Origin of the sequence: Sneathiella sp. (assembly GCF_047631475.1) — a bacterium.
Taxonomy (GTDB): Bacteria; Pseudomonadota; Alphaproteobacteria; order Sneathiellales; family Sneathiellaceae; genus Sneathiella.
On record NZ_JBLHZT010000078.1, the window covers coordinates 1 to 4,536 of the forward strand.

6 protein-coding genes are annotated in these 4,536 nt (G+C 50.0%); 4 read left to right on the forward strand and 2 right to left on the reverse strand.

Annotation, left to right across the window (positions count from 1 at the left end; translation table 11 throughout):
- Positions 1 to 969 (reverse strand): hydroxymethylglutaryl-CoA synthase family protein (locus ACJAYR_RS17875; protein ID WP_415237862.1); only part of this gene is annotated, 969 nt, incomplete at its 3' end.
- A 334-nt stretch (positions 970 to 1,303) separates the two neighbouring features.
- On the opposite strand from ACJAYR_RS17875, the gene ACJAYR_RS17880 reads away from it, so the two are divergent.
- Both ACJAYR_RS17880 and ACJAYR_RS17885 read left to right on the forward strand, forming a co-directional pair.
- The gene (locus ACJAYR_RS17880) at positions 1,304 to 1,798 is read left to right on the forward strand and encodes a MarR family winged helix-turn-helix transcriptional regulator (protein WP_415237863.1); all 495 of its coding nucleotides are present in this window, start codon (positions 1,304 to 1,306) and stop codon (positions 1,796 to 1,798) included.
- 136 nt (positions 1,799 to 1,934) lie between these two features.
- Positions 1,935 to 2,483 carry a hypothetical protein gene (locus ACJAYR_RS17885; protein WP_415237864.1) on the forward strand — a complete coding sequence of 183 codons (549 nt, stop codon included), beginning with the start codon at positions 1,935 to 1,937 and terminating at the stop codon, positions 2,481 to 2,483.
- A gap of 3 nt (positions 2,484 to 2,486) precedes the next feature.
- On the opposite strand, the gene ACJAYR_RS17890 is transcribed toward ACJAYR_RS17885, so the two are convergent.
- Complete coding sequence (locus ACJAYR_RS17890) at positions 2,487 to 2,945, reverse strand: MarR family winged helix-turn-helix transcriptional regulator (RefSeq protein WP_415237865.1); 459 nt, start codon at positions 2,943 to 2,945, stop codon at positions 2,487 to 2,489.
- 104 nt (positions 2,946 to 3,049) lie between these two features.
- Here ACJAYR_RS17890 and aliB point away from each other — a divergent pair, with 104 nt between their 5' ends.
- Both aliB and ACJAYR_RS17900 read left to right on the forward strand, forming a co-directional pair.
- Positions 3,050 to 4,195, forward strand: a complete 1,146-nt coding sequence (gene aliB / locus ACJAYR_RS17895; RefSeq protein ID WP_415237866.1) for a cyclohexanecarboxyl-CoA dehydrogenase — start codon at positions 3,050 to 3,052, stop codon at positions 4,193 to 4,195.
- The coding region (locus tag ACJAYR_RS17900) for an SDR family NAD(P)-dependent oxidoreductase (RefSeq protein ID WP_415237867.1) at positions 4,192 to 4,536 on the forward strand (345 nt) is incomplete at its 3' end. The genes aliB and ACJAYR_RS17900, both read left to right, overlap by 4 nt.

Sequence of the window (4,536 nt, forward strand, 5' to 3'; positions counted from 1 at the left end):
TTTTCTGCGCGCCAGTGATCCAGTTATACCGCTACGGGCAGGCAAGGACAAAATGGCGTCGGTTACCTCAAATATGAGGGCGTCACTTCCCTGACCAAAGCTGGCGACAAGAATTTTATCACCCGGCTTTGCTGTTTCCAGCGCCTTGACCAACATCACGAGGGCATGGGCTGTTCCTGTTTCACCGCAGTTGGCCTGCAGGTTGTCGGCAACACACTCAGGGGCAATGCCAACTTTCTTTGCAACTCCGGCGGAGACGTTCCGAGCGGCGGCAGGAAAGCAAAAGGTTGTGATGTCCTGAGCGCGAACGCCCGATTTTTCCAGAACGCCGCTGATTGCGGTAGGGACAATCTTGAAATATCCCTCGTCCCGGACCCAGCGTTCTTCCCAGTTATAATCAAAGCTTTCATCTTCGCCGCGGAAATGGTCGACGAAATCAACGGCCTCTGAGTGTTGGCCAAGGCAGGTTGCAATTACATTCCCTTCGCCAACCAACAAGGCGGCGGCTCCATCACCGGATGTAAATTCCAAAGGGCTTGCTGCCTTGGTCCGGCGTTTTTCTGAGGCGGTGACCAATATTGGGGCATCGGCTCCGTTTGCCGCTTTTAGCGCGGTGCAAAGTGCAGAACTTCCGGCCCGTTGAGAGGACGCGAAGTCCAGTGTCTGCAGGTTGGTTTTCAAGTTAAGGGCGTCGGCAACAACGCCAGCGTTCTGCCGATCCATAAAGGGGAATGTTGTGGAGGCAAGATAAACAGCGGATAGATTGTTCCTGTCCAAATCCGTCAGGCAGTCTCGTCCAGCCTCAACAGCCATTGTAATGCTGTCTTCATCCCAGTTGGCAGAAGATCGTTCCCCTTTTGAAAGTCCTTTCAAACCCGGGTTGACCCATGCATGGGCTTTGAAAATCTCGCTCCGCTGTAGTCGGCTTTTGGGGATATACCCGCCGTAGGCTAATATTCCGGCTGCCACATCTTTCTCCTTACCATCAAAAGTCTTTTTTATTTTTCTTGCCAATCTTGACCTGTAAAAATATTCATTCCTCAGAACCAGCTTGTCTCAGGGGGATGTTGTTTGCAAAAGAAAAACAATGATGCAAAGCTGTCAACACTTCTGAGATTCACGCTTGGCTACTTGCCCTGTTCATTTTTATTTTGGGGCGCGTAAAGGTGAATGAAGTGGTGATAAATTAGCGGCCGAAAAATTAATAAGCAAGCTTATTATTTGTCGGTCAGGTTTCGCTTCACTTGTTTTCGGGGATGTGCGGAATAGGTAAGAAGGCGTAAATGCGTAATAAGGACACGGCATGGATTACAAAGATCACAGAGCAGGGTTTGTTTTTAGCGATATCGCACGGTTCCGCGCCCGGCTATTTGACCGCTTAATGTCCCCCCATGGGCTGACTACGTCTCAGGCCTGGGTTCTGGCGCAATTGTTTGTTGAAGATAATCTGCCTCAAAACGAAATTGCCCGGCGAATGGGGGTTGGAACGGTTACCGTTGGTGGGTTGGTCGAACGCTTGGAAGCACGAGGGTTGGTGGAACGCTGTGTGGATGCGGAAGACCGCCGCGTTAAACGGGTGCTGTTAAAAGAGGCGGCAATTCCAATTGGTCGGATACTGGCTGCTTGCGGTGTCAAGGTAAACAAGCTGGCCTTTGCCGGGATGTCTGATGACATGGCTCAGCAGGCCATGGATGCGTTAGTGCAGGTGCGCCAAAATCTGCTGGATGCTTTGGAAGACGATCAGGATCTGAAAAACGCCACTGATATTCTGCTGGCCAAACAAGACGAGATCGATTGACTTTCAGGCGTTGCTCAATGGGATTATTGCTGTCAGCGATTGATATGAAATAAAAGCCCGGACTTGACTGAAGTCAATGTACGTTTCTCTCATATAGGGCAATTCTGGTAACCAGACCGCTGCAGGGGAGGGAGAAATGGTGCCGATAAGTCAGCCTTTAAGGGATGTATGCCAGCCCTTACCCGTTGAGGAACTGGAATTTCCGCTTACTTACTTACAGCAGGAGCATAAGCGACATATCGACATCTGCCACTATTTTCTGAGACCCGATATATTAGAGACCATGTGTTCCCCGCAAGGGCAGGAATTAGCCGCTCGGCTTTACATGTTCCTGACCAGTCAGCTTCCCCTTCTTATTAAAGATGAGCAGCAGGAGCTTTTCCCGCGCCTGCTTCAATCGGCTGGCGGGCGGGAATTACAAAAGGATATCGAGTTTGCCAGTAGAGAGCACAAATTTGATATTGATTTGATCGAATTTGTTTTGGCCGACCTGAAGCCCCTTTGCAAGGGTCATATACTTGTAAACCCACTACGGCTGGAGTTGAATTTAACAACCCTGTTGGAAGGTGTGGCGCGACACGCAAAATGGGAAAGTGAGACTTTGATCTCTTATGCTCAGGACACTTTGTCCAATGCGGACCTTCAATCACTGTCTAAAAAAATGAAAGAACACCATCTTTCGTAGATGTTAGGTGTTCTGTTCCTTATCCAGGCGCTTCATGTTTTGCAGAAGTTTGTTCATATAGTGAACGCAGGCGATACGGTCGTCAAAGGACATCCCTTGCAGGGAGTGGTCGTAGAAGTCATTGATAAGCGGCTTTATAACATCCCACAACTCCTTTCCCTTGTTCGTCAGGCTGATGCGCCGGGACCTGTTATCCGAAGGGTCGATGGTTCGGGTCAGGAGTTGACGTTCTTCCAGACGGCTCAATAAGCCGGTCATATTCTGCCGGCTGACCATCAGATAATCACACAGTTCTGAGACGGTCATGCCCGAACAAACCGTCTCTCGGGATAAGGCGCCGATAATTGACCATTGCTGCGTGGTGATCTGTTCCGACTCAAGCGCCCGACTTCCCACTTTGTTCAACATGTTCGCTGTTTGATATAAGCGAAAGAACAACTTATTGCTTAATTCATCTACCATAGTGAGACAGAATAACGTGTTATAAACTTAAAACAATCAATATATTGACATAAATAACTTTTCAAACAACACTTAGGGCATCAAATAAAAGGTGGAGAACACCCATGGATTTTTCATTAAGTGAAGATCAGCAATCAATTCTGGACGCTGCTCGGCAATTCTCAGTGAACGAAGTTGCTCCCGGTTACCAAGCGCGTGACAAGTCGGGACAGTTTTCTAGAGACCTGACCCGGAAAATGGGCGCATTGGGGTTGATTGCGTCAGAACAACCCGAAGAGCTGGGTGGCTCCGGCGTCGATCATCTGACAACAGGCCTTATCATCGAAGCCATTGCAGTCAATGATTTCAACATGGCCTATGTTCAATTACTGGGATCGCTGAACAGTCAGATTCTTGCAGGCTATGCGTCATCAGAACTGGCTCAAAAGTGGATCCCGCGGATCTGTGCCGGTGACGCCATTCTGGGGGTGGCCCTGACCGAACCGGGGGGCGGTTCCGATGCGGCCAATCTTCAGCTTAAGGCCCGCAAGACAGAGGGCGGCTTCTTTTTAAACGGAGAGAAAACCTCGATTTCCATGGCCGATCAGGCAGACATCATGATTGTGTTTGCCCGGACAGGGGCCACTGACAGTCGCGCCCGTGGTGTCAGCGCATTTTTGGTGGAAATGAATTGGGATGGTATCGAGGTGGGTCGGTTTGACGATCTGGGGCAGCGATGTATTGGGCGCGGTTCAATTTTCTTTGACGATTGTTTTGTTCCCGCGGACCATCAATTGGGAGAGGAGAACAAAGCTTTCTCGCAGGTTATGGAAGGGTTTGATTTCAGTCGCGCGCTAATCGGATTGCAGTGTCTGGCAGTGGCGTCACAGTCGCTTGAGGAAACCTGGTCCTATGTTCAGCAAAGAGAAGCTTTTGGAAAGCCAATTAGTGTCAATCAGGGCGTAACCTTCCCCTTGGCGGAAGCGCAGACCTATCTCGATGCGGCCCGCCTTCTTTGTCAGAAAACGCTGTGGCTGAAGGATCAGGGGCTGCCCCATACCAAAGAAGCCGCTATGTGCAAATGGTGGCCGCCAAAGCTGGCCTTTGAGATCGTTCATCAATGCTTGTTGTTGCATGGGCATGGCGGGTACGGAAAAGACTTTCTGTTCGAGCAGAGATTGCGGGATGTTCTTGGATTGCAGATCGGGGATGGAACCGCGCAGATAATGAAAATGATAATTGCGAGAGAAAAACTGGGAGAAAATCAATGAAGGGCTTAACAGGTAAAACGGCAATCGTCACAGGCGGCGGTGGCGGTCTGGGGAGTGCTATTTGTGCCCGCTTGGCTGAAGAAGACGTGACCGTCGGGGTGTTTGATCTGAACCTTGATGCGGCCAGCAAGGTGGCGAAAAAAATCGGCAAGAACGCCAAAGCCTATGCTGTGGATATATCAGACCAGCAGGCTGTTATTAATGCGGTTGCCGCCTTTGAAAAGGCTCATGGTCAGACTGATATTCTTGTCAACAACGCGGGCTGGGATCAGGTCGGGAATTTTCTGCAAACAGACAAAGCCTTGTGGGAGAAAATTGTCGGTATTAATTTGTGGGGGCCG